The 26,773-nt window shown below is 40.8% G+C and carries 13 protein-coding genes and 1 pseudogene; 5 read left to right on the top strand and 9 right to left on the bottom strand.

The genetic code is table 11. The features are described from left to right. Positions 1 to 164: 164 nt before the first annotated feature. The 4 genes from RMY64_RS13620 to RMY64_RS13635 all read right to left on the bottom strand — a co-directional run bounded on the left by RMY64_RS13620 (position 165) and on the right by RMY64_RS13635 (position 7,496). Complete coding sequence (locus RMY64_RS13620) at positions 165 to 3,455, bottom strand: filamentous hemagglutinin N-terminal domain-containing protein (RefSeq protein WP_322700289.1); 3,291 nt, start codon at positions 3,453 to 3,455, stop codon at positions 165 to 167. A gap of 445 nt (positions 3,456 to 3,900) precedes the next feature. Further along, entirely contained in the window at positions 3,901 to 4,557 is a 657-nt protein-coding gene (locus RMY64_RS13625) for a DUF928 domain-containing protein (RefSeq protein WP_322700290.1), read from the bottom strand. Between the two features lie 302 nt (positions 4,558 to 4,859). Next, the gene (locus RMY64_RS13630; RefSeq protein ID WP_322700291.1) at positions 4,860 to 6,740 is read right to left on the bottom strand and encodes a CHASE2 domain-containing protein; all 1,881 of its coding nucleotides are present in this window, start codon (positions 6,738 to 6,740) and stop codon (positions 4,860 to 4,862) included. Positions 6,741 to 6,767: 27 nt separating this feature from the next. Continuing rightward, the gene (locus tag RMY64_RS13635; protein ID WP_322672392.1) at positions 6,768 to 7,496 is read right to left on the bottom strand and encodes a response regulator transcription factor; all 729 of its coding nucleotides are present in this window, start codon (positions 7,494 to 7,496) and stop codon (positions 6,768 to 6,770) included. Positions 7,497 to 7,900: 404 nt separating this feature from the next. Here RMY64_RS13635 and RMY64_RS13640 point away from each other — a divergent pair. The 5 genes and pseudogenes from RMY64_RS13640 to RMY64_RS13660 form a co-directional block, all read left to right on the top strand. After that, positions 7,901 to 8,101, top strand: a pseudogene (locus RMY64_RS13640) (IS4 family transposase); the annotation flags it as partial. Between the two features lie 194 nt (positions 8,102 to 8,295). After that, entirely contained in the window at positions 8,296 to 9,717 is a 1,422-nt protein-coding gene (locus RMY64_RS13645; RefSeq protein WP_322672391.1) for a Rieske 2Fe-2S domain-containing protein, read from the top strand. Between the two features lies 1 nt (position 9,718). After that, on the top strand, positions 9,719 to 10,399 hold the full coding sequence (locus RMY64_RS13650; RefSeq protein WP_322672390.1) for an SDR family oxidoreductase: 681 nt from the start codon (positions 9,719 to 9,721) through the stop codon (positions 10,397 to 10,399). A 390-nt stretch (positions 10,400 to 10,789) separates the two neighbouring features. Beyond that, positions 10,790 to 11,113 carry a helix-turn-helix transcriptional regulator gene (locus RMY64_RS13655; RefSeq protein ID WP_322672389.1) on the top strand — a complete coding sequence of 108 codons (324 nt, stop codon included), beginning with the start codon at positions 10,790 to 10,792 and terminating at the stop codon, positions 11,111 to 11,113. A gap of 110 nt (positions 11,114 to 11,223) precedes the next feature. Further along, entirely contained in the window at positions 11,224 to 11,388 is a 165-nt protein-coding gene (locus RMY64_RS13660) for a hypothetical protein (RefSeq protein ID WP_322672388.1), read from the top strand. 225 nt (positions 11,389 to 11,613) lie between these two features. Here the strand turns inward: RMY64_RS13660 and RMY64_RS13665 are convergent, their stop codons facing one another. The 5 genes from RMY64_RS13665 to RMY64_RS13685 form a co-directional block, all read right to left on the bottom strand. Then, positions 11,614 to 12,279 carry a glutathione S-transferase family protein gene (locus RMY64_RS13665; RefSeq protein ID WP_322700292.1) on the bottom strand — a complete coding sequence of 222 codons (666 nt, stop codon included), beginning with the start codon at positions 12,277 to 12,279 and terminating at the stop codon, positions 11,614 to 11,616. Positions 12,280 to 12,917: 638 nt separating this feature from the next. Beyond that, positions 12,918 to 13,580, bottom strand: a complete 663-nt coding sequence (locus tag RMY64_RS13670; protein WP_322672386.1) for a CatB-related O-acetyltransferase — start codon at positions 13,578 to 13,580, stop codon at positions 12,918 to 12,920. Positions 13,581 to 13,684: 104 nt separating this feature from the next. Continuing rightward, positions 13,685 to 14,728, bottom strand: coding sequence for an inosamine-phosphate amidinotransferase 1 (locus RMY64_RS13675; protein WP_322685937.1), 1,044 nt, complete (start codon positions 14,726 to 14,728; stop codon positions 13,685 to 13,687). Positions 14,729 to 14,905: 177 nt separating this feature from the next. Beyond that, the gene (locus RMY64_RS13680; RefSeq protein ID WP_322700293.1) at positions 14,906 to 18,742 is read right to left on the bottom strand and encodes an amino acid adenylation domain-containing protein; all 3,837 of its coding nucleotides are present in this window, start codon (positions 18,740 to 18,742) and stop codon (positions 14,906 to 14,908) included. Further along, positions 18,739 to 26,646 (bottom strand): non-ribosomal peptide synthetase, encoded by a 7,908-nt coding sequence (locus tag RMY64_RS13685; RefSeq protein ID WP_322700294.1) that lies wholly within the window; start codon positions 26,644 to 26,646, stop codon positions 18,739 to 18,741. Before RMY64_RS13685 ends, RMY64_RS13680 begins: the two co-directional genes overlap by 4 nt. Between the last annotated feature and the right edge of the window lie 127 nt (positions 26,647 to 26,773).

Raw genomic sequence — 26,773 nt, forward strand, 5'->3', positions numbered from 1 at the left:
AACAAATGAGTACTCCGAAATAACAAATGAGTACTCCGAAATAACAAATGAGTACTCCGAAATAACAAATGAGTACTCCGAAATAACAAATGAGTACTCAGAAATAACAAATGAGTACTGTTCTTGTTAGGTCTGTATTGAACTCAACCCAGAAGCGCTATACTTTAATGGCATTCTCGACTGAGTACCAACTGTCCATCAGCAAGTCGATAAACTCCTTGTGCTTCAATAATCGGGTCGCCTTTTTTCCAAAGGCGGGATGTTGGTTCAACATTACGCACCTCACCAGTGGAATATACCGAAATTAATTGATCCCCTGGAGTATTACGTAAAGCGCCAGAACCAGTAATGAAGAATGTACCCCCTTGCTTGGAACTGCGTGAAATGCAACTATTGGCGATGAGTGCATTAGTGTCGATGACGTTTGGAGATGCTTCAGTAAAGCTGTTTTGAATGGAACTGGTATCGGGTGCGTTAATATTTGTTATACCTGAAATGCCTAATTGCGAACTTGCAGTAATATCACTTTTCTCAGTTGGTTTTGGACGCGACTCGATACCGAAGATACCTTGCGAATTGATTTGGACTCTTCCACCGGAACCAGTGTATGCATCGGCGCTGATGTCGCTGTTTTCTTCAGGGCTGGCGACGATGAATTTTGAGTCTATATTGATGTTACCGCCATCGCCACCTGATTTGGCTAACCCCGCAGTTGTAGTGATATTGCTGTTACGACGCAATAGTAATAAATCTGTAGCGGTTAAGTTAATATTTCCACCATCACTAGAGTTAGTCACAGCAGTAATAGCGGCTTTATTATCTAGTCTTACAGCACTTGAATTAATATTAATATTCCCGGCAATTCCATTTCCCAGACTACTAGCAGATAAAGCTGCACCATTAAGAGATAAATCACGGGCTGTAACGTTAATATTACCGCCTTTACCTTTACCTTTACCTGTGAATCCTGCATCTACTCCGACTATACTAAAGATGCCAGTGTCAAAGTTAGAACCATCAAGAGTTGTCCCCTGAAGAGAGAATTTACCCCCAGCATTAACGGTGACGTTACCTGCATTTCCTTGCCCAAATGTCGCAGCATAGATGCTAGCACCATTTGTTAAAGAAATGTTGCCAGTGGCATTAACTAGCACATTTCCAGCATCGCCTTTGCCAACAGTAGTAGAATTTAAAACAGCACCGTCGGTTAAAGAAAAATTACGCCCCTGAATTTCAATATCTCCACCCTTACCTACTGCATTTCGGTAAAGAAAAGAGGACAAATCGCTTTTTCCCGAAATTAAGACATCACCACCTGCTCGAATTGCAATTTTACCAGCATTTCCCTCTGTGGTAAGAAATGTTGCTATAGTACTACTATCTTTAATTGTTGTGTCACTTAATGTAGTTATCAAGACATTACCCGCGTTGCCTTTACCATTAGACAATGTAGACAAATCAGCATCATCAGATAGCTCAAAACTACGGGCTACAATCTCAATATCACCACTGTTACCTACACCAGTTTTCAACACGCCGCTAAATATTCCGCTACCAAGTCTTTCACTACGTCCAGAAAATTTCACAGCACCATCTGCTTGAATTTTGATATTCCCGCCATTACCTTCACCTAATGTACTAGCACTCAAAAAAGAACCACCTGTGAAAGAAACATTCTTTTTTGTATTGATTGAGATATCGCCAGCATTCCCTTTCCCACCAATATTGCTGTTGAAAACAGAAGATTCTCCACTTGCAGAAAAAGACTTTGCAAGAATACGAATATTCCCGGCATTACCTACACCTGTGTTAGAAACGACACTGAAAATACTACTTTTGTTTGCAATCGAAATAGTGTCTGCTGCTTGAATAATAATATTGCCACCATTCCCTTGTCCATTGGTGCTAGCAGTGAAATAAGAGTTATTATCTAAAAAGAGTTTTCCTGTTTGGATATTAATATCTCCACCATTACCTACCGTTTCCGGTACCGTAAAATTGGATAATCGACTGCCGTTAGTTAGAGATAAAGTATCTTGAACTTTAATAGAGATACTACCAGCATTTCCCTGCCCACTCTTGACAGAGCTAATAGTTCCTTGGTTACTTAAGTTAATTGTTTGAGCATTAACTGTAATATCTCCAGCATTTCCTTCTCCAGGGCTACTGGCAAAAAGTAGCGCACCTCCACTAATAGCCAAACTTCTAGCTTCGACACTCAAATTTCCAGCATTTCCACTACTGCTAGTACTTGTTCCTGTATAAAAGCCACTTAAAAATATACCCCTGCCAAACAATTCTACAGAGTCAGAAGCTTTGACATTCAAATTTCCTCCATTACCGGAAGATACAATATAAGTTGAAATATAAGCTCCATCTGTAGCGATTAATTTTCCTGTATTAACGTTTAACTCTCCAGAGGAACCAGCACCTTGAGACTCTGTATATAAGCTGCTGGCATAATTTTTGTCTGCTGATTCTCCAATTAGTTCTATTGACTCGGTAGCGTTGACATTAAACTCTCCCCCAGGTTTTGAACCAGTGGTGATAGACAAAAGCGATGCACCATCACGCACTGATAGTTTCTCTGCTTGTACTTGAATAGAACCTCCACCCTCTCCACTGACATCAACTGAGGCTTTTTGAGATAGCTGGATATTTCCAAAAGCATTTACACCTGAATATTCTAAAAATAAACCTGAATCATTTTGCGTCAAGCTAACTAAACTCGGTGATACGATGCTTCCTAATTCAATTCGTCCAGACTCAGCCCTCAGATTTCCACCTTCCAAATTTATATCACCGCCAACAAGTGCAAGGGTTTTCCCTGGTTGTACTTGCAATCCAGGAACATCAGTTCTAATGGTTCCAGCAGTGGATGGATTGTACGTTAAATTATGACCTGATCCTTGTACTGTGATTTTTCCAGGATTCACCCCGAATTGTAAGCCCACAGGAACGCTAATAGTTAGCAAAGGTGTATTTTGAGGGGTAGTTGCACTAAACTCTCTACCATCAGCGAATTTTACACTACTTGCCGTTGTCCCCACAAATGATCCCTGCATATCTAACTGGGCATTTTTCCCAAACACAATTCCATTGGGATTTAGGAAAAACAAATTTGCATTACCTAATACTCCCAATTTCCCGAAAATATTTGATGAGTTACCACCAGTAACGCGAGAAAAGATATTTGTTATCCCTTCTGGATTGGCAAAATAAACGCCTCGACCCTCACCCACGTTAAAATCTTGAAAACTGTGAAATAGGTTAGCACCACGAGCCGCACCGCCCTCGATGCGGTCATTGTTTGTATTAAGAGGAATGACTTGCGATCGCTCTTTTCCCAGGCTGTTATCGGGAGTTAACTGAGCAAAAGTAGGATTAATAGAAACTGCAATACCTATCACGCATCCCAGCCATCCTGTGACAGCAATCGGCCAAATTTTTACCATTTCTATTCTGCCTACTATTTTTATAGTGGTTCTTAGTTGTTTAATAAAGACCTCACCCTAACCCTCTCCTCTTAAGAGCTACCGTGTACACACAAGTTATCGAATTACTACCAGTTCTCGAATTACCCCACCCTAACCCTCCCCTTGTAAAGGGGAGGGAACCGGATTTTTCTTGTTTCCCCCCTTGTAAAGGGGGGACTAAGGGGGGTAATTCGACTTGTGTGTACACCGTAGCCTTTCTAAGGGGAGGGTTAGGGTGGGGTAAAACTGACATGAAAAACCAAGTGAGTAAACTATTTCAGACTTGTGTGTACACCGTAGCCTCTTAGGAGAGGGGATCGGAAAAACTTTTATTGCTGGAAGCGGAGTAAGATTCAAAGCCTCTCTCCTAAAAGGAGAGAGGTTTGGAGTGAGGTCAGAGTGTGTTGCATCAAAATGAAAACTGCTATATTTTTTCGCTGCCAATTTTCTGGAGGTATTCAATTCGTTGCTGAATATTTTTTTTATCTACGTCATTACCGATAAGCATTTCTGACTGTGCAAGTTCTTTAACTAAAGTTGCCCCAGTTTGACCCAGTTTAGCATTACCAGTTGCTTTTAATGCTTCTTCTAATGCTTCGTACCACAGTTCATTTTCAGTATAATAATTTATACTTTCTGGAATGCTAGTAAATCGATTTTTAGCAAGTGATTGAGGATTGATAACGGTAAATTCTGCACGTCTAATAATCGTGTCGTTTTCGCAGTCAATTGCAATTTGCCATAAATATGTTTTACCGACTGTGAGTTCGGGGTAATCAACGGGAAGTTTTAGTTTGTTAATCCCAACTGTTGTGGGTATTTCTTTAACTTGCCCAATTTTTTTAACTGTCTTGGGTGAATCAAATTCATACAGTTGGAATCGCGCATTTTGAGAACTTGACATATACCAAGCTAAGGTTGGACGTGTGGAAGCAGTTTTACCGATAAATGTCTGAGGTGCAAGCTGCGTCAGTGGTATGCTGCTAGCTGAACATCCACGCGAACCACCTGCACGGGTATTGTCGCTGGCTGGTTTGCGATCGCGTGGTTTAAACTCGGCAAATGCTGGGACTGCGGTCATAAGAAAAACTACTCCTACAACCAAGCTTGTAAATCTGCCCTTATTTTCCCAAAATACGAAATGTTGATGACTCATGGTAAATGCTGTTGATTGTGTGGTTATCTAAAACTTTTTAAGAATTAAGAATTCTGGCGACTAATATCATGTCCGTATAATTAGTTATGATTTCCACAGTCATTGCACCCCACCCCCAGCCTCTCCCTGCAAGCCGGAGAGGGGAGACAAAGCATAGCTTTGGCGGGGTGGGGTTCTTCAGGTTTAATAAGTAATCTAGCAGACATGATATAACGCCTTATTCCTTCTTAAAATTCCTTTGTAGGTTTCCAACGAAGTTCACATATAGTCCCACGTGGAGAAAGCGATTCACGGCGAAACTCTCCTCCTAATTGTTTAGCAAGCATTTTAAAATGTTTTGTGCCTTTATTCTCTAGTTTTGATTTAATACCTGAACCGTTATCTCTTACAGATAAATTGTATTTATTTGCACTATAAACACCCGATGCTTGAACTCGCTTGACTCCTTGGGCGTGTTTACCAATATTACATAAAGCTTCTTCTAAAAACAGACATATTCCCCGTTTTTGTTCTATAGTTAAATATTTATCATCAATCGGTTCAAAATTCCGAATTTTAACTTTTAATGTTTTAAAATGTTCAAAATCTTTACGTTCTAATGTACTTGAGTAAACCTCATATAATAAATCATGCAAAGGTCGTTTCAATTCAAGTATTAATCCGCTACCTAAACGTAAGCTCTCTTCTGTGGTTAATGCTTCGAGTTTGAGAAAATCGCCAAGTTCACGAATTTCGCGATCGAGTTTTTCAAATTGCTCAACCAGTTGTTCGTAAGGAATATCTTTAGCACGCAGATGCTTTAATCCATAAGCAAGAATTTGCAAAGGGCCATTATGAATTACAGTAAATGTGTGTTGAATTGTGTTTTGACGTTCCTTAATTTGCGATCGCAAAAATTTATCATGCTGGTAAAAAGCACCTAAACCTAACCCATTCACGGCTAATATCAGAAAACTAGGTGCTACAGGAATCCATACACCCCACACCCACAGCATCATATACCCGCAGCTAAACAAACAAAATGCTGCTACAGTTACAGTCAGTAAATTTGCTTGAGCAGATTCGGTAAACCGTCCGATAACGATCGACAAAATCCCCCAAACAAATATCCATGTGTACTCTCCAAACTCTCCCCAACTATGCAACATTGTCCGGCTATCTATTACGCTACTAAGAATTTGACTGATAACATGAGCGTGATAGTCAATGCCATAAATTTGACCGCTTAAATTTAAATTAGATAAAGCTGAAGTATAAAAAATATCACCCGCGCTCATATTGCGATTGCCAACTAAGACAATGCGATCGCGCAGCAATTCTGCATCAACTCGATCGTTGAGAATATCGCGCAGCGAAACAATATTAAAAGGTCGATCGCTGTTGCGAAAGTTCATCAAAATTGACAACCCCCCATCATCAGCCCTGACATATCCGCCAAAATTATGGGTAATTCGGGGTAATTCAATCCCACGGAATCTTATTGTATTCGGGTCATTTTTTCCAGTTTGCGGCTCAATTCCTTTCGCATTTAAATACTTAGTAACTAACCGCAGTGCTAAAGAATATTTATCTTCATTGATATTCTTAGGATTTGGCGTATACAACAAATAGCGTCGATTTTTGCTATCTTCATCATTAGGTAAATCGACAAACCCAACTCGTTCGGATGGCAAGCTCTGGGGTGGTGAAGTTTCTCCAGGCGGTAAAATTTTTTCAATACCAATAATATTAGAATTTGCTCGTAATATCTGCGCTAGTTGTTCGCCACCAGGTTCTACAGGAACATTTTTGAAGATATCCAACCCAATGGCTAGCGGTTTATAAGTTTCCAGCTTGGTGAGTAACTCTGCAATCTTCTGATCTGGGATTGGATATTGTTTAACCCATTCAATATCTTTTTCGTCGATACCCACAATTACTACACGTTCATCAGGGTTTTCTATCGGACGCAGACGTAGCATCGTATCAAGCAGCATCCATTCCCAAGATTGTATTCCTCCAGTTATTCGGATTAACATTACCAACAACAGCACTACGATCCCTGGACGTATAGCCAGCGACCATAACCTGAATTCTTTCCAAATGCGATTCCTGATTCTCCTTTTCATCTAGCTTCCAGCTTAATTTTTTGCGTATTAATCAATTAAGCCTTCTTCACGGGAACGAACTTCGGTTTGGATTCGCATATTCTTACCGCTTTGCTTGCAGTCTTCAGGATATACACCCAAAACATCCTGAATCTTTGTCCAGTAAGTCCGCACTGCTCGTTCTGATTTATACATTCGATCGGCGATCGCTTTATCTGTTAAACTCTCTTCAAAAGCTAACCGCAACACATCCAACCATTCTGGTTTGAGTTCGATTCCCGTTTTGATGTCTTTGGTGTGAGTTGCACCCTGAAGTGCCAAATTAACCCGCATCAGCATTTCATTTTCGGGTAATCCTTTGTCTGCGATCGCAAACCCACCTTGATGATTATCAATCTCGTGTTTGATCCGGATCAAGGCTTTCACATAACTAGTTTGCACGATAAAATTTTGATGGGGATATTCTTTGAGCAAATTTTGCAACAGCTTAATTCCGGTATCAATTTCTGCTATCTTCCCTTGCCGATCGGGAATTGATAAATCCATCACAATCAAGTCAAACTGATGAAGTTGAAGTTGATAAAGTGTCTCTTCTCTAGTCTGAGCTTTAACAATAGCAGCTTCGGGATACTCTCGATTTAATACATCAAGAGTACCAGTTAAAATTAATTGATGGTCATCGACAACAAGAATACCCAGTTTTTTCTCCACTGGTAAATGTCCATAAGTGCGATCTTTTTTCAAACTTACTTCTACCGGATTTTTACTTATGTTCATTTAAACTAAAAGTTTCCTTAAGCTTTACAAAAAATCTTTTACTCTACAGTGTTTATTTTGCTTACTTTTCACGGTAAGTCCTCAATCCTCGAAAAAGCTTGGCTTTTTTTACAGCTTAATTATCAATAGCTTTAAGTTAATGAAAATAGCTAACGGAAAATCAGGGTTAGGAAACCGCTAAAATGAGCTTTTCCACATGGCCTGAATTGTCAGGTTTATCTTGAGATTCATATTTTGTAATTTTTATCCCTAACTCTACTCGTTAAAGTATGCACCTATTTTAATTGGAGATCAATTTTCAAGCTATGCACAAAAGTGCAAACCTAGACAGCAAGTCTAAATTCAAACGGCAATGAGAGCAACACGATTTTATAACATTAGTGCGATTACTTCGCCAGAAAGCTCATCTTCTAGCTAATTTCCGTCACAGTAACCCCGAATGCGGCATTGTTGACCTCAAGCCTCACTGTCACGACTTTCAATATGTCCGTGAAACCATAAAAATGCTTCCTCAAAAACCTGAGCCTATTTTATTGACTCAGATTTTCCGCAAGCTCACAGGTTTGGGTCGTATTCTCCCTGTTCCAGTCAGTGTTCAAGCCTGATAATGGGGTAAGAGTTCTCGGCGTAGGGAAGGATTGAGAAACTTGTCTTGTCAGTGTTTACTAATAGCATATTATCTGCCATTTTAGTGGCTATTCATAAAATCAAAAATGGAAATGCGATCGCCATACAGCCAATGTTCATACTAGTTAAAATAAATCTTAGAGTAGGCAATAAAAGTTAATAAACATCAAAAATGCTTGAGAAAGAAGTTAACGTCAGAGATAGTTTGCACTCAAAACAGCCTGGGGGCGGCAGCGATCCGAATAGTTTTGATTGTAAAGAAACATGGTATCCCATCCATTACCTAGAGGACTTAGACAAATCAAAACCAACGCCTTTTACAGTGCTGGGAAGAGATATTGTAATTTGGTGGGATAGACTTGCCCAATCTTGGAGAAGCTTTGAAGACCAGTGTCCTCATCGTTTAGCACCGTTGTCTGAAGGCAGAATTAGTGACGATGGGCTTTTGGAATGTCCCTATCACGGTTGGGGTTTTTCTGGAGATGGAAATTGTCAAAGGATTCCTCAACAAGTCGAAGGTGGAACAGCAGAGACATCAAAACGAGCTTGTGTGGCATCATTACCAACTATCGAGAAGCAAGGACTACTGTTTGTATACGTTGGTGAATATGAAAATGCTGCCAAAACCGAAGTCCCAATAATTGAACCATTAGAAGAATCTCCAGAAGGATGGGTTGTAATTAATACATTTAGAGATGTACCTTATGATGCATTAACCCTATTAGAAAATATACTAGACCCTAGCCACATATCGTTTACACACCATAAAACGGTAGGAAATAGGGCAAATGCAGCACCTCTAGAACTTGAAGTGATTGAATCTGGGAAACATGGATTCAAAGGGATTTGGAAACAAGGTTTGAAACCAGGGCAATCAGGAGAGTTATCTACAACCTTCGTCGCTCCAAGTTTAATGTGGCACGACATCAACTCCCAGCGCGGCAGAATTCTAACCGTTGTTTATGCTACACCTATACGTAAAGGAGAATGTCGTGTATTTGCACGTTTTCCTTTTAAGTTTCCTGATAAACTTCCAGGTTGGTTTATTAAGCTCAGACCGCGTTGGTATTACCACATTGGACAAAATGGCGTTTTAGAAGACGATCAAATTTTTCTCCACTATCAGGAAAGGTATCTTGAAGCTAAAGGAGGTAGCCCGAACTTTACTAAAGCCTTTTACCTTCCAACCAAAGCAGATAGTTTTGTATTTGAACTGCGTCAGTGGGTAAACCAATATAACGCTGAACCATTTGGCAAAGAGACTTTTTCTCCCCCATTGGCAAAGTCCGTGCTGCTGGAGAGGTATCATTCTCATACGGAAAAATGTGCTAGTTGTAGCTCGGCACTTTCTATTATTGAGCGATTGAGATTTGGGAGTGGAGTTGCAGCAGTACTTACTTTGGCTTGGACTCCAATGCTTTTATTTTTTCAGACAACATCAGTTGTAGTAGTTGTGATTGAAACTCTAGCTCCCTTAATCTTTGCACTAGCATGGATCGGACTAAGTAAGTTAGTTATTCAGTTTTATGATGGACGAACCTTACCCCCACGAAACCGACCGGAAAAAAACCGAAATCTAATAATAACAGAATAATATGACTAAGCTGATCTTAATTACGGGCATAAGCAAAGGTTTAGGTTATGCGATGACCGAGGGTTTTATTCAACAGGGACATACTGTTATTGGTTGCGCTCGTTCATCAGATGCTATCGATAAAATACGCCAAAAGTTTAGTGCTAACAACGATTTCACATCTGTAGATGTGGCAAATGAACAACTTGTAAAAAAATGGGCCCAAGACGTACTTCAAAAATATTCACCGCCAGATATAGTGATAAATAATGCAGCAATTACTAATTACCTAGCACCTTTGTGGGAAATACCATCTGAAGAATTTTCTGAGCTTATAGATATCAATATCAAAGGAGTAGCGAATATAATTCGCCATTTCGTACCAGCAATGGTGAAAAACAAACGGGGTATTATTGTTAACTTTAGTTCTGGCTGGGGACGTTCGACTTCAGCCCAAGTAGCACCATACTGTGCTTCTAAGTGGGCAATAGAAGGATTAACTCGTTCTTTGGCACAAGAATTGCCAACTGGTATGGCAGCTATACCCCTCAATCCAGGTATCATTCATACAGATATGCTTTCTATTAGCTTTGGAGAAGAAGCTGCTAATTATACACCCGTGTCCGATTGGGTATTGAAAGCTGTTCCGTTTATTCTCAATTTAAAACCCAAAGATAACGGGATTCCCTTGACTATACATTAAAGAGTGAATCTCAATTGCGTAGGCGTAGCCCGTCGTAGACATCGTTGCAATTAGGAGCCGACAGTTGAATTATCGAAGAATTACGTGAATACTGATATCAATTTACATTGAAGCTGCACAGAAAAGAGCTTCAAGAATAAAGTCATAGGAAGTTAAAGAAATAACACGCTCTGTTGTCAGATTACTGGTAACCTCGTGGAGGCGATCGCCTTCAATAGTACAGAAGTATTACTTTGATCCAGTTCTGAAAGCTTTGTATTCGGAATAGAAATGGTATTAGTGAAGTACTACAGGACTTACGCAACTGGCACAGTGCGATCGCAATGACTAAATTTATGCTACAAATAGTTGCAACAAATTATTTTGATTGTAAACTAGAAGTTGCATAATATGGCAAGTAGAGAAGATATGGAAGAGGTCGTGATGTTACCACTGACAGAAGTAGGTTCTATAAAATGGACAGCTGCGCGTGGGCAAAAAATGCGTGAGTTGCGTGGCGATATACCGTTGTTGAATTTATCCAAAAGGCTTACTGAATTTGAAGTAGATATTTCTCGCCAGTACTTGAACAGGATGGAGACAAATACAGATGTCAAAAACGCTTCTCCAGAAGTCCTTACTGCTTTGTGTAAAATATTTGGCTGTACATTAGCTGAGTTACTGTGCTTGAAATCAACCAAAATTGTGCAATTAGGGGTTGATATTTACAACTAAAAGTTGCATAAAAAGCATCAAGGAGAGCAACCTACTTTCCTCAAACACGAAATCCGAGAGCAACTAAATTAAAACTTCAGTGCGGCAAAAGTAGCCAAAGCTAACCCGGAGTGGCCGGAAGTAAACTTCTAACGATCGCTAATAGTGTACTGGGTAAGTTCGACCCATCGCTGTTGCAGAATGATAGCTACATTCTCCGGTTAGAAGTTGCTGATAATGGTGGCCACATCAGTTATGTAGAGAATGGCACGCTTGTAAAGCTGAAATGCTTATAGTTAAACAGTTTGCAATTGTTTGCGTAATTCATGCCGGGGTTTGGTCATCAAGGGATAAATTTTTGGGCAAACCTACATCATCTTCCTATCTGCGATCGCCGCTTCTGATACCATTAATGCTCAATGGGCATTACATGTAATACCGTTTCACTTTAAAGTTGATACAAATAGGAGGCAGGGGGCAGGGGGCAGGAGCAATAGTGTCAAATCTCTCTTTTGCGCTAGTCAGCCAGTCGGTTGCTGAAGAGTGAAAACCGCTAATTGAGCGGCGAAAGCACGCTTGAAGGCGGGCCGCGCTTCACCACGGGCGACATAGGTAGAGAGATTTGGATAGTCGTCCAGCATACCCGAGTCTTTCAACCTGAGCAGCACTTCCACCATCATCAGGTCGCCTGCGCTGAATGCACCATCGAGCCAGTCGGCATCTCCAAGGTGACTGGAAAGTTCTAAGAGCCGGTTACGGATGCGGCCTTCGACGACACGCAGGCGCTGCTCGTACCAGGCCTCATCACGCTCTAAGTACGTGGCCATTTCCCGATCAACGATTGGCGGCTCCATCGTGTTAAGTGCGGCAAACATCCATGCGATCGCTCGCGTTCGACTATTGGCATCGTCTGGCAACAGCCCTGTATGGCGCTCCGCGATATGGAACACGATCGCCCCCGACTCGAACAGGGCGAGATCGCCATCCTCATAGGTTGGAATTTGCCCGAAAGGATGAAGCGCACGGTGCGCGGGTTGCTTCATCTCACTGAACGAAACAAGACGAACGTTGTAAGGTTGGCCCACTTCTTCGAGCGCCCAGCGAACGCGCATGTCACGCGCCAGTCCCTTGCCGCCATCAGGCGACCGTTCAAAGGCAGTAATAGTGGGTGTCATTGTCAGGGTCATGGTGATTTCTCTTTTCGGTTCAATTTTCTGCTTTGGGTGTGTGTGAATGGCACGCTTGTAAAGCTGAAAGCTCGTCTGGGTAGGGTGTTGGGTGTAGGGTGTAGGGTGTAGGGTGTAGGGTGTAGGGTGTAGGGTGTAGGGTGTAGGTTTAAAGCCTCGCCCCACGCGCGCGAAAAATCCTTATTTCGCAAGGCAGGTAAAAGCCCCACCCGGAGTGTCTGTCTTAATTTCCCTACACCCCACACCCAATACAACCTGCACCCTGTTCACTTTTCTTGATTTTTCCCTACACCCAACACCCTACCCCCAACACCCTACACCCCACACCCCACACCCTGTTTCTAGTAAATATGAGTGGGGATACAAATAAATTTCTGACTGACTACACCCACTCAGCCACACCCCACACCCAAAAGCCTTATATATAATGGGTTTGCCGTTAACAAGCGTGCCATTCGGGTGTGTGTTTTGTCCGACAACAACAGCAACTCTAGATATCAGCGTCAAAGCTGGTATTAAAAGCACCGACGGAACTATCGCAAAAAAACAGATGTAACACTATTATTAATAGTGTTACATTTTGCGCGGCTTGCATTGCGTCCTCATTTCAAATCTCACGTCTTAAAATGTGGATTCCCTTACCCTTTGCTGATGTTTTTAATGTCTTCCTCTAGAAGTTCAGGTGCAGGAAAATCTGGCAGACCTTCTGTAGATTCATTAAACTGGATATCTTCTGGCCAATCGTCAGGATTTTGGTAAAGCCATTCTAGGTTTGCAATAACTTTCTTAGTATCCCAGTCCCACCAACGCAGTTTCAGCAGACGTTCAACTGTTTCAGGTCTGAATCGAGAGCGGATAACCTTAGCTGGGTTGCCTACAGCAACCGTATAATCAGGGATATCACTGGCAACAACTGCCTGAGAGCCGATGACTGCTCCGTTGCCAATCTTAACTCCTGACAAAATGGTTGCACCGTAGCCAATCCATACATCATTTCCAATTGAAGTAGTACCTTTGTGGCGTACTTCGTCACGCCGTTCTGCAAACTGGGTTTGAGAGAGAGGGAAGAACAGGCGAAATGGATAAGTAGTCGCCCTAGTAATGTGATGCTCTCCGCCACCGAAGATAGTAATATCTTTTGCTAGAGAGCAATATTTACCAATCTCAATTCTCTCATCAGGAAACCACAACGCAAAGGTAATGGAGTTGTCACAGGCGGTATATTCTCCAACACTCACTCGGCTGTCTTTGACTATCGATGCTAACCATAGAAGCGGAGATTTGTAGGTGTGATAAGCCATAGCTAAACTCCTTTATTTAGACTTACGCATTCTATAGATATATCTATTGTTTAAGGTATGTTTTTTACTAACAATTGCATTAGATCGGGTTCATAATGCAATTTTTAAGCATTACAATAGCTTTCCAATGAGCCTTTTCGTCGCACATCCAACGTTACACAATGAAACCCTCCTCCCAAGGTTCTTGCGTGTCTGAGTTGGAGCTGTACAACATCAACACCGCGTTTCTCAAGCTGTTCGATCAGTGGAGTTTGTGATTTATCAACGATCGCCAGATTTGGATTTACCATCAGGAGGTTGATACCAATCCATTTAGAAGCATAGGATGTTGTTGTATAACCAATATCAACGACTTCTGTCAGGTAGATTACATCCCAACTCTTGAACAGTTCGGGCAGATTTTGTTCGCCAACTCGTTCAGCATTCACTACAACTAAACCAGGCCGAATTACAGCGATGGTGGTGTCTACATGACTGCCACTATAAACGTTGTCATAAGTATGCACCCTATACTCTTCGCCTAATATAGTTTGCAGCCAGAATGCTCCAGAACGGTTCCCCGTATCTGAAATTAGATAGAAAATATCTTTCCCTAACCGTAATATGTTTGCTGCATCGAATAGAGGCTCATGGTCTTTGATTGCTGAACAGTTAGGATCGTGAATATTATAAATTTCATCAGCGAGTCTGGGCTTTGGGGCTGATATCCATCTAGCTCCGCTCTGCAAATAATCCATCAAGATAGATTTAAATGAAAGAGTTTCAAAAAATCTTGCTCGTAGCGTCATTGGCGCTTCGATAATCCATGTTCCTACTGTAACAAATAGGTCTCTGGGACAGTAATTGTATTGACCGTCTGATTCCCAATCGGGGGTACGAAATTTAATAGAATGATCTACTACATCAGGACGCTGAACAACTACATTGAGGGTTTGAAGTGTACGCACGAGTTCGTCAAGGTCTTCTTCAGTTTCTTCGATGATGCGATCGCTATACTGACCAGAGGGAATGTTTTCAATGCTGCCATAATCTCTATATTCGACTGCAAACAAACCTCGATCTCGACAGGCAATACGTGCATTGGTGGCACGCCCAACGATAATTTCTTCGAGAGCGTCCCATTCGTTATTAACTCTTACTTTACTCATCTGTTGTTTTAGTCCTAAATTTTATAGTTGGAAAAACTCTTTCAATAAACTGCATATATGCAGTGAGGTGATTGAAATAGGTGCAAAGTCTGATTAAAACCTAATTCAGGCGTTAAGGTTTTTGCTTAAAACACCACTCCAGAATCACTGAATCTTGTAAATTCCAAATTCTCAATTCTAAGTGAGAATCGCATTAATAATAGTGGCGTTTTGATTGAGATAAGGAGGATCGATCATCTCTCGATGAACCCCATAGGCATAATGATTGATTCGTTCTCCTCTTGTAGCTTGTATCCAATCATCTTCGTAATCGTAGTTTCCCTCAGCACGTATAAGATGAATATTTCCGTCAATTTGCAAATTTTTTAGGTCTGAATGCCAGAGAAAATTAAAGTATTCCCAAACTTGATTGTAGGTGCGATCGCGTAACTTTTGGTTATCCATAAAGTAACGTCTTAATTCCTGACGTTTGGGATTTAATAAGAAACCATCAACACCTTCTATGATTTCTGACATTTGGGCTTGTTTAGCTTCACGACCGTCTCTGTAAGTATCTAATAAAATCACATCAGAAACTATACGATCGCGACTTTCTAACTTTTGAGCCATCAACATTGCCAAAAAACCACCTGCTGAATGTCCCATCAATTTTATATCTTGATTTGGTGCTAGGCTATCTATTAATTCTGCATATTTTTCTAAAGTTGCTTCATCGGCAATATATCTGAAAGTATAGATAGCATAATTTGTTAAATAATCAGCTAAATTCGCGTAAGCTGCTGCAAAACCAAGGGCTGGGGGAAATATAAAAATCGCTTTTTCTCGTGCTTTATTGAAAACTACATAAGGACGTTCTTTAGGTTGGATATTCATCTCTTTGAGGTAGATGATATACTCGCTCAATTCTGCTACCGTAGGTTTTTCATAAATTATTGACAAAGGAATGTCAATTTCCAGTTCTTGATAAATTAGTGCCATCAGATTCATGGCTTGTAATGAATGACCACCTATATCAAAGAAGTTATCATTTACTCCTACCTTTGATACTTGCAGAACTTGTTGCCAAATGTTTGCTAAAATGCTTTCTGAGCGATTGCGTGGAGCTAAATATGGTGATTCTACTATCGATGTTTCATCGGGTTTTGGTAATTTTTTACGGTCTATCTTGCCATTCGGGTTTAATGGCATAGCTGACAACATTACAAAAGCTGAAGGTATCATGTAAGCTGGCAATTTATGCTGTAAGAAACGACGCAGATCGCTAGGGGTTAATGACTGGTCTTTTCTAACTACATAAGCTACTAACCATTGGTTTTCATGCAGAATGACGACTGTTTGTTCTACTTGGGAATTAGTTTCTAAAACCGATTCTATTTCTCCTAATTCAATACGTAAGCCGCGCAGCTTGACCTGGTTATCGATCCGACCAAGATATTCAATATTTCCATCTGGTAAATAACGAGCTAAATCTCCAGTTTTATACAATTTGCCATTACCAAAGGGATTAGAAATAAATTTTTGGGTAGTTAATTCTGGTCGGTTGAGATAGCCTCTAGCTAAAGAAGCGCCTCCAATATGCAATTCTCCAGGAATGCCAACAGGAATTAGTTGGAGATGAGAATCGAGGATATAAATTTGGGTATTGGCAATGGGGCGACCAATAGGAAGTATTTGATAATTAGACTGTGGCGTACACTGCCAGAAAGTGGCATCAACTGCTGTTTCTGTTGGCCCGTAAAAATTGTACAATTCACAATCAAACTGCTCAAAAAAGCGTTGAGTTAGTTCATAAGATAGTGCTTCTCCGCCACAAAATACTCGCTTTAAACAACGGCAATTTTCTAAATTTGATTCTTGAATAAAAACCCGCAGCATTGAGGGAACAAAATTGATTTGACTAACTTGTTCTTGGGCAATTAAGTTAATCAAATAAGTAGTATCTTTATGACCTTCAGGTTTAGCTACTACTAAAGTAGCCCCAGCTATTAAAGACCAGAAGATTTCCCAGACTGAAACATCAAAACTAAAGGGAGTTATTTGTAAGATGCGATCGCTTGTTGTGAGTGGATAAGCATTAATCGTCCGCAATAAATTATTACAAATGCCTTGATGGATATTCATTACTCCCTTTGGCTTACCTGTCGAGCCAGAGGTATAAATGACATAAACTAAATTTTCCCATGTCACTTGACTGATGGGATTCTGCTGACTATAGTTAGCAATTACCTGCCAATCACTATCTAAACACAGCACCTCGGCTTGATTTTCTGGTAAAGAATCTATTAAGGACTGCTGGGTAAGCAATATAGAAACTGCCGAATCTGAGAGCATATAAGCTAAACGTTCGGCTGGATAGCTAGGATCTAGAGGTACATAAGCTCCTCCTGCTTTTAAAATCCCTAATATTCCTATTACCATCTCCAGGGAACGCTCAACAAAAATTCCAACCAATACTTCTGGTTCTACGCCTTTTTCTCGCAAATAATGAGCTAATTTATTTGCTCGCTCATTCAACTGTTGGTAGGTTAATTTTTGACCTTCAAATATTACCGCAACTGCATCAGGGTTAAGTTTTACTTGTTCTTCAAATAGCTGATGGATACATTTATCTTGAGGATATGCAACTTCTGTGTTATTCCATTGAGTTAGTAATTCATAGCGTTCTTCAGGAGTTAGTAAATTAATATGTGACAATTGGCAATCAGGATTCTCAACGACTGCCTGAATTATTTGTAAAAAGTGACCGCTCATTCTGGCGATCGTCTCTTCTCGAAACAGATCGGCTTCGTATTCTATGACCAATCTTAAATCGTTGGCATCTTCAAACAGACTCCAACTCAAATCGAATTGAGCCGTTCGTGGTTTTAGGGGGTATGCTTGATGTTCAATTCCCGGAATTTTCATCACTGCTTTACTATCTTTACTAAGCAGTGAAAACATCACATCGAATAAAGGATTTCGTGATAAATCTCGTTCTAAATCCAGGGCAGATACTAATTTATTAAAAGGATAATCACTATATTCATAAGCATCGAGGCAAGTATTTGTTACTTCTGCCAATGCTTGTTTAAAAGTTCCCGCTTCTGGGAGTGAAGTTCTTAAAGCTAGGGTGTTAACATAAAATCCGATTTGGTTTTCTAGGTCTGGATGATTGCGTCCAGAAATAGGTATACCAATGACTAAATCATGCTGCCCTGTGTAACGGTAGAGTAATATTTTAAATAAAGTTAAGAGAGTTATAAATAGAGTTGTATTATTCCCAGCAGCAAAAGAGCGTAATTTATCGCCGATATTTTGACTGAAATTATAAGTATATACACCAGCTTGAGAAGATTTAAATTGCGGTCTAGGAAAGTCGGGAGATAAGTTAAGTATAGGTGGTTGTTCGGCAAAGCGATCGCACCAATAACTATGTTGTTCTTTTACCTCCTCACTTTCTAACCACTGATTTTGCCATGCAGCATAATCCTTATATTGCAATGGTAATGGAGGTAAGACGGGAGTTTTTTGCTGCGTGTAAGCAGAGTATAAAGTAACAAACTCTTGGAAAAGGATATCGAGCGATCGCGCATCCCCAATAATATGATGTATGGTCAAACCAAACAAAAATTCCTCTGACTCGATCTGCACTAATAAAACTCGCATCAGAGGTAACTTCTCTAAATCAAAGCGCGAGTTAGCTGATTCTTGAATTAAGGTATCAGCTACGGCTTCAACATCTTTTTGCCCTCTTAAATCTTGAAAATTTATTAATTTTTCTGTAGGCAATTTTTCATGCAAAATTTGCTGAATGTCACCTGCGACACTTGTAAAACTAGTTCGCAAAATTTCGTGACGACTCACAAGTTGTTGAAAAGCTTCTGTAAATGCCGAAATATCTAAGCTGCCATTGATTCTCATTGCCAGCCTAATATTGTAAGCGCTGGAATATTCATCTATATGGTGCAGAATCCACATCCGCCTTTGAGCGTGGGATACTTCGTAATATTGTTGATTCGGTAGTGACTTTATCATTTTTTTTGTCGTGATTGAATCAAATCAGCTTGAGCTTTTAAAGTATTTTGAGTAAATATTTCTCGTAATCGCAGTGCAACTCCAAAGCGATTGCGGATATGCGACACTAAGCGCATTGCTTTTAAACTATTTCCTCCTAATTCAAAAAATGACTGATTCGCGTCACTCACCTCTACCTCTAATAATTCACTCCAAATTGAAGCTAATAAAGCCTCTTGTTGATTAAGGTTAGTAATTTGATTGTTTGTTTGAAGAATATTTACTTCTGTTTTTAGTAGTGCTAGGCGATTGATTTTGCCATTTGGCAATAATGGAAAGTCAGCCAACTGCATCAAATAAGTTGGCTGCATATAAATCGGTAACACTTGTTTCAATTGGCTGCCGATCTGTTGATGATTTACAGCGTTTTTTGCTTGATAAAATGCAATGACTGTCACCGATTCTTCTTTTTTCTCTGCAATTACCAGTGCTTTTTCTACACCATCAATAGCAGCCAGTGCATCTTCAATTTCTCCCAACTCAATCCGTACTCCATTCAACTTCACTTGGTTATCGCTGCGTCCTATCACCTCCACCGTCAAATCGGGTAGCAGTCGTCCCAAGTCTCCTGTGCGGTAAACTACATCAACGCCGTTATTCAAAGGATTGGGTACAAAAACAGAATTGGTTAAACTTTCATCTTGGTAATAGCCTTTTGTTAAATAAGGCGACTTGACAAAGATTTCTCCTACTTCTCCGACAGCACAGGGACGAGTTCCATCAATGATTGAAAACGCCGCCTCTGGCAATGTTTTCCCTCCAGGAACTCTGGCATAAGTGATTTTATTCGGGTCGGGAATTCGATAAAAATGTTTGACAAAAGTGGTTTCACTTGCCCCATAAATATTTACAAATTCTGTCTGAGAACCAAAAACTTGATGCCATTCGCACAATTCTTTGACAAATAAAGGTTCTCCTCCCAACACCAAAACTCGTAAATTCTTAAGCAATTGGTTAGCATTAGCTAAATTGCGACCAATATTTAAAAATAGGCGCATTACTGAAGGTACAGTATGTAGTAAGTTAATTTGCCATTCTCCCAATCTCAGTAATAAACGCTCCGAATCTTCGCGGTCTATGCTATCTGGAATATAGAGAGTACCTCCAGAACATAAAGTGACAAGAGTTTCTCTAAGGTAAGCATCAAAGTTAATTTTTGCAATTTGCAGACAGCGCCAATTTTGATTAATTCCAAATTCTAGTTTTTCCCAGTTTATGAAATGGCGTAAACTGCCATGACTACCAAGTATAGCTTTGGGTTCACCGGTTGACCCGGAAGTGAACATAATATAGTTAGAATCATCAGCATCAGGTATAACTAAAGCTTTTCGATCGTTACTTGCAACTACAGGCAAGCATTGATAAATTGTGCCATTCCACTGATAGTATTGCTGAATTTCATGGGCAGTTGCGACTAATATATGAGGGGGTTTTGGTAATACTGCTAGTCGAAGTTTGATAGTCTCTAAATTTTCGCGATCGACCACTATCATGGTGGGGGATGTTTTAACCATCATACGTGAATAACGTTCTTCTGGTTCATCCAAACGCAGAGGTAAATAAATTCCCCCAGCTTTAAATACTGCTAGCATTGCTAATACTTGACGGTAATCTCCTTCAAGCATTACGCCACAAATAATATCCTTTTGAATGCCTAAATCTTTAAAGATGTTAGCCCAAGAGTTAGTAAGTATATCTAATTCTAGATAACTAAATTCTCCACCCGGATAAATAATTGATGTTTTATCTGGCAAGGCTTTTACTTGGTCGATAAAATCATGGATAACTGTGCGTGTTTCTAAACGAGTAATTGGTTTGATAAAGTTTTCGATAAAAGATGTTTCTGCAGCTGACAAAAGAGGAATTTTACAAACTGTTTGGCTGGGATTCACTACCATTTCTAGAAGTAGTTTATCCAAATGTCTTAGGGCTTGTTGTATTCTCTCAGCTTGGAATATATCTGTGTTGTAAATTAGAGCTAAACTGAGTTCGTTGTTCTGTTCAAGAAAAACAAAAGAGAGGTCAAATTTGCTTGGAGAATTTAACGAATCCAGGGATTGTATCTCTACTTCTTCTACAGGTTGATTAATGTTTTGCAGAAGTACCAACACATCGAACAATGGTGTGCGGTTAATTTCACTGGAATTTGCCAGTTTTTTTACCAAAATATCAAACGGATAAGCAGAATGTTCAAATGCCTCGGTAACAGTTTGACGAACTTTAATTAGCAGATTTTGATATCCTCGATCTGGTTCGATTTCGTCACGGATAACAACTGTATTCAAAAATTGGCTGGGAGATGCAAGTTGATAATTATTGCGAGTGGTAATTTCTGTACCAATAGCAATATCGTGCTGACCACTGTAGCGATAAAGTAATATTTTTACTGCTGCCACAAGTCCCATAAATAAAGTAGTTTCTGTTTGATTGCAAATCATTCGTAAACCAGAGACAATTTCTGGTTGGAATGTCCAGTTTAAACGAGAAACATTCAATGTTTTTATAGAAGGACGGCGGAAATCTGTAGGTAAGTGAACGCGGGGTAGTTGTCCATCGTTAAGTTGCTGTCGCCAGTAATCTAGATGTTTTTTATGCTCTTGACTTGCTAAAATATTGCTTTGCAAAGCTGCATTAGTATTCAACTCAATTTGTTGTAGTGGAATCTGGCTTGGTTGAGCATGAAATATTGCAGTTTTGTCTTGTTCTAGAAGATGTAAAGTGAAAGATTCATAGGGTTGTGAAGGGTCACTAGCTATTGCCGCCAGGGTGCTAGTGTAATAATTGCCAATGGCGATCGCCTGTTCTTGGCACAACTCGCTGGCATTGTATTTTAGGGTTAAATGTATCTGGGACGAGACGAGATCCAAAGTAAAGTGGACTCCCAGAGTGAAGTTTGTTTTTCCGAGAAATTTGCTATCTAATACCTGTAGACCTGGCAGCCCTAAGATACTTTGGTAAACGTGAAAATGGGTAAAGTTAAACGATGTTTCAAATAAAGGCTGACCGCCCAAATTCCACTGCAAATCAGCTAAGGGATATCGTCGGAAAGGTAGGGATTCTCGTTCAGCCTTGAATGTCTCTTGCATCAAGTCTATCCAAGTGCCTCCCAAGAGTTGTAAACGCAATGGCAAAGTATTCAGAAAAAGTCCCAATACTCGCTCTCCATCAGCTTCCTCTGGTCTACCATTAGATACCATACCTGTTAAGACATCAGACCGATCGAAAAGCACACTTAACACTTTCAGATGTGCGGCTAAAAGTACGCTTTTGAGGGTAACTTTTGCTTTATTTGCTACCTGTTTTAAAGCTTGAGAATCTGTTAGAGATAAGGTTACTTCTTGAGTACCCAATGTACCTAATTCAGGTTCATGTGAGTGGTAAGATTGAGGCCAACGAGGTAACTGTGTAATAGTAATACCGTTAAGTTTTTCCAACCAATGTTGTCGGCACTCTGGGGAATTGAGAGCTTTTTGCTCCAAAGCAATAAAGTCTCGGAATGCGATCGCTCTTGGTGGATTGAGAGGTAAAATTTCTTCACCTAATAAGGATAAATATCTTTGCAGTAACTCAGTGAATAGTAAGCCTACACTCCATCCGTCGAGAATGGCGTGGTGTTCGATCAAAGTTAGCTGAAATGTCTCATCGCTGCGGCGATGAATATGAAAGCGTAATAGAGGAGGACTATCTAAACGAAAATTTTGTTTTCTTTCGGCTGCAAACCAAGCATTCAAAATACTTTCTTGGTCAGGGGCAGATAAATGGCGCAGATCCTCTACTACCAAAGGAACACGAACTATGCGCCTAACTAACTGCAACGGTTCACTGAAGTTGCTGACATCGAAGAAAGTCCGCAGTACAGAATGATTAGCAACAAGTTCTTGTACAGCTATCCGCCATTTTGATTCGTCGAAAACAACTCGCAGATGAAAACTGTTGACGTTGTGATAGACAGCAGAACCAGGACTGTACTCGCTGTGAAACAACATCCCCATCTGAAGTCTAGCAAGCGGATAAGCATCTTCAATATTGTCGGGTAACTTGAGGCGGTCTTGTTCAGAGACCAGAGCCAACGGCTGGACTTTTTCTGTGATTCTATTACTAGTCTTTGCTGTGGCGAGGTTTTGCGTCAGTTCGTAAATCGTCTGATGTAAAAACATCTGTTGAACTGAGAAGTGCAAACCTCTTTCTTTTGCTAGGGCTAAAACTTGAATACTGCGGATGGAATCGCCGCCTAAGACAAAGAAGTTGTCGTGGATACCAACTCGTTCCAGACCGAGAATCTCAGCCCAAATGTCGGCTAGTACCTGCTCTTCTAGAGTTCGAGGTGCGACAAAAGCTTTTTCCAAGTCGGCTCTAGTTGTTTGGGGTGCTGGTAGAGCGCGGCGGTCAACTTTGCCGTTGGATGTTAGGGGTAGTGCCTCCAACGTTACAAAGGCGGAGGGAATCATGTAGTCGGGAAGAGACTGTTTGAGGAAACTGCGTAGCCGTGGGACTAGCTGGCGAGTTAATTTACCCTGCAAAGGATTATTAGCATAGTGATTCCAGGGTTTGAGTTGGGGCGTTTCCTTAAGTAGAGGTAGTATTCCATGAGATATTAGCCCTAGCGATCGCCTGCTAAACACAACATCATAACAATCATTTGTCCCCGTATCCGACCAGCTAATGTCGATGCTGTAAGGTAACTCCTCACTCAAGCTCCAAAAGTCTTCAGGTTCTATCCCTTCTTGCTGGGTGAGAGCTTCTAAGTTTTGGAGTAGACCGCCGACTGTGGCTGGTTTCTCATCCCTTGCCAGTAGTTCTAAGAGCTTGACTTGTTGCCAAAGACGTGCATTGGGAACATTTTTGACGATCGCAATCTCTGGTGTCTCTAGTAAAAGTTGGCGAACCGAGGATAATGTCAACTCATCTTGCTGCCAGTCCCAACACTGAGGCTCGATTGAGGGAGAAACCCTGTCTCCTACATGGAGAATAACATCATAGCGGAACCGTGTTAGCTCATTGCGATCGCGACCTCGTTTGAGCTGAATTTGGACTTGGCTGATTTGCGGCAGATGTTGCACCAGAACATTAAAGAAGACCGGGTCAATTACCAGTTCTTGGTCTTCTTGGAGATTTTTTTGTACGCGCTGCCACCAATCTTCTGTAGGTAGCTCTTGGGATGTCTGGTACAGGATGACATCGGCATGGAAAGCTGACAGTAAGGGTAGACTACGCACATCCCCCACAAAGATAAAGCCCCCTGGCGCTACCATTTTCACTGCACCTTCTAAGACACTTACCAGATAATCAATGCTGGGAAAATACTGAACAACTGAGTTGAGGATAACTGCATCAAATGTTTTGGCTTCAAAACCCTCAAAGTCGTGGGCTGGTTTGTTGATTAGCTGCACCTGCGACCAAGGGCTGCCAGTTTTCTGCATTTCCATCTGCACATAACGGATAGCATTGTCGGAAATGTCAGTGCCACAGTAGCGCGAACATTGGGGAGCAATCCTAAACAGCAGCATCCCCGTACCGCTACCAATTTCCAGCACCCGCTTGGGCTGCAAAGCCAGAATCCGCTCAACAGTAGAGTCCAACCATTGACCCATTTGTTCTTGAGGAATGGGTAGACCTGTGTAGCTGTCGTTCCAGCCGATAATATTGAACGTTGAGTCTTGACTGGGAGCATTTTGGCGATAAGTATCGTTAAATACTTGTTGCCATTGTGATATTTGTTCGCTATGGGATTGGTTCTCAAATGCTTGATTTGAGGGTTTGGCAACTATATAAGCTACTAGGCGCTTGTCTCCTGGTTGGTCAGTTCGGGCGATCGCCACTGCCTCCCGCACCTCTGGATGTTTTAGCAGTGCAGCTTCAATTTCTCCCAATTCGATGCGGAAACCGCGAATTTTAACTTGATTATCGATGCGATCGAGATATTCAATGTCTCCATTTTCTAAATAGCGGGCTAGGTCGCCGGTTTTGTATAACCTTGCCTCTGGTTCGTCGCTAAACGGATTAGTAATGAACCGCTCTGCTGTCAGTTCTGGACGATTTAGATAGCCGCGAGCCAACCCACCACCACCAACATACATCTCACCTGCGATCCCGATAGGTACAGGTTTTAGCTGTTCATCTAGAATGTACAATTGCAAATCGGGAATCGGGGAACCAATCAGGCTCTTGCTATTGTTAACATCTGCTATTGTCAGTGGTCGATAGGTAACATGGACGGTTGTTTCGGTGATCCCGTACATATTTACTAATTGGGGAGAGCGATCGCCATATCGCTCAAACCAGGGCTTTAAGCTTTGCGGCTCCAGAGCTTCGCCACCGAAGATCGCTAGGCGTAAACTGAGTTTCGATTCTTGATTTTCTGCCAGTTCTTCCACCCGGATCAGTTGGCGAAAAGCAGATGGCGTTTGGTTGAGAACCGTGACTTGCTCTTGGCGCAGCAAGTTGTGAAAAGCTGAGGAATCGCGGCTTACCCAGTAGGGGACGATCGCCAAACGTCCACCATACAGCAAAGCACTCCAGAGCTCCCAAACCGAAAAGTCGAAGGCAATTGAATGGAATAGTGTAAACACATCACTTGCACAAAAGTGATACCAAGACTGAGTAGCGGCAAATAAACGAGTCACATTTTGGTGATTAACTAATACACCCTTAGGTTTTCCTGTAGACCCAGAAGTGTAAATTACATAAGCCAAGTTATTTGGCTGGACACCACTAACTAGATTCTCCCGACTGCAAGAATTAATTACTTCCCAATCTGTGTCTAAACACACCACAATTGCCTGATTTTTTGGTATCGCCGTTAACAGCGACTTCTGAGCGAGCAACACTGGCACTGCTGCATCTTGAAGCGTGTAAGCCAGACGTTCTGCTGGATAGCTAGGGTCTAATGGCACATATGCTCCCCCAGCTTTTAAAATCCCCAACAGTCCTACTACCATTTCTAGGGAACGCTCTATGCAAATACCTACCAGTACCTCTGGTTTTACGCCTAGTGTTTGCAAGTAGCGTGCTAACTGATTAGCTTGCTCATTTAACTGCCGATAGGTCAATTGCTGATTTTCAAATACTAGCGCTACTGCATCGGGATTTTGCTCTACTTGCTCTTCAAATAGCTGATGGATACATTTATCTTGAGGATATTGAATTTCTGTATGATTCCATGTCAGTAATTGACTGCGTTCTTGTGTTGTTAGTATGTCAATTTCTGATAATTTCCGATCGGGATTTGCCGTAACAACTGTTAGAATTTGGAGAAAATGTCCCAGCATTCTCTGCACAAAATCTCCACCGAAAGCATCTTTTGGAAAAGTTACAGAAATAGAAGTATCTTGAGCATCAATTTCAAAAACTAATTGAAAGTTGTTTAACAAAGAACTGCGGCTACACAATCCCTCTTGAATCAGAGCAATATCAAAAATCGCTGCTGGATTTCCGCCTCTGGCAATAAATGTTTCGACAAGAGCGTTTACATCATAGTTTTGATGATGGTATCCTTCTTGTAGATTACTACGAGTTATTTTGAGTAAATCCTTAAATGAAATAAATTGTTGTCTGGAAAATCGGGAGAATATCAAGCTATCAGACTTGTCTAGGTTCAAAGCCCCCGTTGCCACAACAAACTCTTCTTGAGCAGTATATTTAAATATTAAAATTTTAATAGCTGATAGATATAAAGCCAGCTTGTTAACCGGAGAATTAGTAGTTAAATTGTAGATTTTATCGCGTAAATCTCTATATATAAAAGCAGTTTTCTTGTCTCTAGATTCTATTGTATTATGAATTACCCCATTAACTAAAGGTGTTACTGGCTGGATTTCTCGCAGTTGTCTAATTTGGTAATCTATTGAAACAAGATGTGATTCCATCACTTCCATAAACTTCTCCGTACATTTGTGTTGCGCATTTAGAGCATATTTATAAAGGAAATATTGTCGGTATTACTTCATTATTGTTTATATCTAGTTTATATGGGTGGTTAAGAATATTAACTTC

This window comes from Nostoc sp. DedQUE08, from assembly GCF_034530895.1.
Taxonomy (GTDB): Bacteria; Cyanobacteriota; Cyanobacteriia; order Cyanobacteriales; family Nostocaceae; genus Nostoc.

Bases quoted from the DNA above. Each gene is read 5' to 3' on its own strand.
- RMY64_RS13620 (WP_322700289.1), bottom strand. From the start codon at position 3,455: ATGGTAAAAATTTGGCCGATTGCTGTCACAGGATGGCTGGGATGCGTG.
- RMY64_RS13625 (WP_322700290.1), bottom strand. From the start codon at position 4,557: ATGACCGCAGTCCCAGCATTTGCCGAGTTTAAACCACGCGATCGCAAA.
- RMY64_RS13630 (WP_322700291.1), bottom strand. From the start codon at position 6,740: ATGAAAAGGAGAATCAGGAATCGCATTTGGAAAGAATTCAGGTTATGG.
- RMY64_RS13635 (WP_322672392.1), bottom strand. From the start codon at position 7,496: ATGAACATAAGTAAAAATCCGGTAGAAGTAAGTTTGAAAAAAGATCGC.
- RMY64_RS13645 (WP_322672391.1), top strand. From the start codon at position 8,296: ATGCTTGAGAAAGAAGTTAACGTCAGAGATAGTTTGCACTCAAAACAG.
- RMY64_RS13650 (WP_322672390.1), top strand. From the start codon at position 9,719: ATGACTAAGCTGATCTTAATTACGGGCATAAGCAAAGGTTTAGGTTAT.
- RMY64_RS13655 (WP_322672389.1), top strand. From the start codon at position 10,790: ATGGCAAGTAGAGAAGATATGGAAGAGGTCGTGATGTTACCACTGACA.
- RMY64_RS13665 (WP_322700292.1), bottom strand. From the start codon at position 12,279: ATGACCCTGACAATGACACCCACTATTACTGCCTTTGAACGGTCGCCT.
- RMY64_RS13670 (WP_322672386.1), bottom strand. From the start codon at position 13,580: ATGGCTTATCACACCTACAAATCTCCGCTTCTATGGTTAGCATCGATA.
- RMY64_RS13675 (WP_322685937.1), bottom strand. From the start codon at position 14,728: ATGAGTAAAGTAAGAGTTAATAACGAATGGGACGCTCTCGAAGAAATT.
- RMY64_RS13680 (WP_322700293.1), bottom strand. From the start codon at position 18,742: ATGATAAAGTCACTACCGAATCAACAATATTACGAAGTATCCCACGCT.
- RMY64_RS13685 (WP_322700294.1), bottom strand. From the start codon at position 26,646: ATGGAATCACATCTTGTTTCAATAGATTACCAAATTAGACAACTGCGA.